The sequence below is a fragment of the Brucella tritici genome, from assembly GCF_008932295.1.
GTDB lineage: Bacteria > Pseudomonadota > Alphaproteobacteria > Rhizobiales > Rhizobiaceae > Brucella > Brucella tritici.
In genome coordinates this window covers 1-2,801 of the sequence record NZ_WBWA01000064.1, presented here as the reverse complement: position 1 = coordinate 2,801, position 2,801 = coordinate 1, and the positions used below count along the sequence as shown (strand labels likewise).

Genomic DNA, 2,801 nt, shown 5'->3' with positions numbered 1-2,801 from the left:
GTGAGCGTCCGGCGAAAGGATTTTCGCTGGGTCGAGAGATGCAATCTATGGGCTTCGCTTAGCCTCATCTGCCATGACACGCTCGATCATTTCGGGATCGCATAGTTGATCGAGGAGGAGCTGGCGGATCCCACCATCCCATGTCCTTATATCTGCGAGGAGGTTCTGAAGGTCATCAATCCCATTTTCGGTCAGGCCTTTTGTACCATCTTCGCTGCCGTCGCGGACATAAACGAGTTCGCCCTCGGCAATATTGTCGGAATTGGCTGTTACCTCTTCGATTAATTCGAGGTTCTCGCCGATCATGACGGAGATTTCATTCAGCGTATAGATGAACCTTGAGCGTGCCATCATGCAGCCTCCTGCAGGTATTTCGCCGGCGTCCATTGCCACGGAAGCAGTTCCTCAAGTCGATCTTTTGGATGGCTCTGGATCCGGGTCAGGACATCTGTGAGATACGCTTCGGGATTATGACCGTGCAATTTGACCGTTTCGATAATGGTCAGGATGTTAGCGATACGCTCACCACCCTTGTCCGAGCCAGCGAATAACCAGTTTTTTCTTCCGATTCCGAGCGGTCTCATGGCTCGCTCGGCTATATTGTTGTCGATCTCGACACGCCCGTCATCAATGTAAACGCTCAGCGCCGCCCACCGCGACAGGGCATAACGCATTGCTTCCGCCAGTTTCTGCTTTTGCGGCAATGTCTGCTGCACGCCCTCGATCCACACCTTCAGATCGGCCAGGATAGGTTTGGCGTGTTGCTGGCGCAGCGCACGACGCTCGGCGGGCAACATGCCTCGGATACGATCCTCAATATCATAGAGCGCACCGATACGTGCCAAAGCCTCTTCGGCAACCGGTGATGGCTTCAGCTTGATCACATCATGGAACTTACGGCGCACATGCGCCATGCAGGCCGCCTCAATAATCTGATTGCCATAGAGCTTCTTATAACCGCCATAGCCATCGGCATGCATTATCCCGCTGAAGTTTGCGAGATGATCGGCCGGATGTATGCCTTTGCGATCTGGACTATAATAGTAGGCGACAGCTCCGGGATTGGCATCCTGATAGCCACTGCCATCGAACACGTAGACCCACACCCTGCCTGTTTTGGTCTTTCCCCTCCCGGGGTCGAGAACATCGACCGGGGTATCATCCGTATGTATTCGGTCGACTGCTGCAATATGCGCTCTGATCAGCGAGATCAGCGGTGTAAGCAGAACTGACACGCGGCCAACCCAATCCGCCATGACGGAGCGCGAGATGTCTATTCCCAGCCGGGCGTACATCTCGGACAGACGATAGAGGGGGATATGATCGTCGAACTTGGCGACCATGATATGCGCGAGCAATCCCGGTCCGGGCTTGCCGCGCTCAATCGGCAAGGAAGGTATCTCGCCAGATACTGTTGTATCGCAGTCTTTACAGACCATCCGCTTTTCAACATGCCGGACAATCTTCACAGATGCCGGTACGTGCTCCATCACCTGTACGACCTTGTCAGGTGCCTTCAGGAAGGATGTTCCGCCACAGGCCGGACAATTGCAGGGCGCTGGATAAATTCGCTCTTCAGTTGGAAGACCATCCGGCAATGGTTTGCGCTTCGGCTTTTCGGACGCGTCATCCAGCTCCGGTAAAGGCGTTTTTCCAGAATGGGCTTCAGCCTCAGCGCGTGAAGCTTCGATCTCCTCCAGCACCAGTTCGAATTGCTCGATCTTGCGGTCTATCTTTTCTGACGAAGCGCCATGCTGGCGATGCCGGAGCAATTCCAGCTGTGCACGCAAAAGGTCGATAATGGTGTCCCGCCTGGTGACTTCGGCTTCTTGTGCACTCAGTTTCGCCGCTTGTTCAGCGACGAGCGCGCGCAATGCCAATAGCTCATCCTGAATGTCCGACGGCGTTGTTTCCATGCCCGCAAACATAGCTGATTTGCGTCGAAAGCACTAGAAACTTTGCGGGATTCCCTAGTAAAAACAGAAGCTTTTACCCCATCCTGCCAGGAGCGGAAGTCCATGCCGGTCGACGCCAGTCAATCCCTTCTACCAGCATCGAAAGCTGCGCATGCGTCAGATGCGCAACACCCTCTTTCGCCGTCGGCCAGGGGAAGTATCCGCGCTCAAGGACCTTGTAGAACAAGCAAAAGCCCTGACCATCCCACCATAAAAGCTTGATCCGGTCGGCACGTCTTCCGCGAAAGCCGAAGAGCGCACCAGAGCCCGGTGCCTCCTTGATAACTCCTTCGACCAGTGCAGACAGTCCATCAATTCCGCGCCGCATATCGGTCACCCCGCAAGCCAGATAGACCCGCACATTTCCTGAAGGCCCGATCATGATGCTTCCACACAGGCGATCAACGATGCCAGTATCTTTCGTTCAATATCGGATGGAACTTTCAGACCACGACCGTTGCGTAGCACGATCTCGATAAAAACTGGTCTTGCCACAGCTGAAAACGGCTGTCCGGGGTTTTCCTCATCGAGGAGTTGCACCGGGAGAAACGATGCTGATGTATCGAGCGGGTTGAGCAATTTACGCCACAAGCGGATCTGGGCCGGATAGATATCATGGCGACGGGCGACATCCCCAATACGCACTCCTGGCTGAGCTGCTTCGGCCAATATCTCCAGCTTGGCTGCTTTAGACCATCGCCGCCTTCGCTCAATGCCCGATATAATCTCCATGCGAGCCATGCCAACCTCTAAGTTCTGATATTAATGCCAGCACTAATGCTGGTTCTAATGCCAGAACATCGCCCAAAAGCCTCCATCAGCAAAATCCACTCACCGGACGCTCAC

General features: G+C 54.4%; 4 protein-coding genes. All 4 read right to left on the bottom strand.

What is annotated here, in order from left to right:
* Positions 1–45 precede the first annotated feature (45 nt).
* Positions 46–351 carry a hypothetical protein gene (locus F9K91_RS26670; protein ID WP_151679054.1) on the bottom strand — a complete coding sequence of 102 codons (306 nt, stop codon included), beginning with the start codon at positions 349–351 and terminating at the stop codon, positions 46–48.
* Positions 351–1,916 carry an IS66 family transposase gene (tnpC, locus tag F9K91_RS25340; RefSeq protein ID WP_151679053.1) on the bottom strand — a complete coding sequence of 522 codons (1,566 nt, stop codon included), beginning with the start codon at positions 1,914–1,916 and terminating at the stop codon, positions 351–353. Before tnpC ends, F9K91_RS26670 begins: the two co-directional genes overlap by 1 nt.
* 73 nt (positions 1,917–1,989) lie before the next feature.
* Complete coding sequence (gene tnpB, locus F9K91_RS25335; protein WP_151679052.1) at positions 1,990–2,337, bottom strand: IS66 family insertion sequence element accessory protein TnpB; 348 nt, start codon at positions 2,335–2,337, stop codon at positions 1,990–1,992.
* On the bottom strand, positions 2,334–2,696 hold the full coding sequence (tnpA, locus tag F9K91_RS25330; protein ID WP_151679051.1) for an IS66-like element accessory protein TnpA: 363 nt from the start codon (positions 2,694–2,696) through the stop codon (positions 2,334–2,336). Before tnpA ends, tnpB begins: the two co-directional genes overlap by 4 nt.
* Positions 2,697–2,801 lie beyond the last annotated feature (105 nt).